Origin of the sequence: Gilliamella sp. wkB292, from assembly GCF_001690235.1 — a bacterium.
Taxonomy (GTDB): Bacteria; Pseudomonadota; Gammaproteobacteria; order Enterobacterales; family Orbaceae; genus Gilliamella; species Gilliamella apicola_F.
In genome coordinates this window covers 1-381 of sequence record NZ_LZGO01000067.1, presented here as the reverse complement: position 1 = coordinate 381, position 381 = coordinate 1, and the positions used below count along the sequence as shown (strand labels likewise).

The 381-nt window shown below is 25.7% G+C and carries 1 protein-coding gene; it reads right to left on the bottom strand.

Annotated features, from left to right (window positions below):
- Positions 1 to 381, bottom strand: a 381-nt coding sequence (locus A9G09_RS08550; protein ID WP_218056876.1) for a glycosyltransferase, incomplete at both ends; no start/stop codon positions are given.

Genomic DNA, 381 nt, shown 5'->3' with positions numbered 1-381 from the left:
TCATTTATCATAGTTAGTGCTTTTTCAGAAATATTTTCTTCACACCATTTCTTGGTGTTTATTAACAAAACTCCAGCATTAAAGTATTTTGTTGAATCAATATTATACATTTTGCTAATAGTTTGCTGCATATCTTTAGTATCACTAATTACGCCTGCAATATAGTTGTCAATATTGTATTCAGTTATTTTATTTAATGATTGTAAACAAATTATGTCACTATCAAGATAAATTAATTGATCAGTTACTGAAACGAGAAGTTTTGGCATAATAAAGCGAATACACGTCGATACCGTTGGAATATGCAAAACTAATGTTTTGGGATTGATAATAAAATTATTATTTAAGTAATAAAGTGTAATTGATACATTATCAAATATT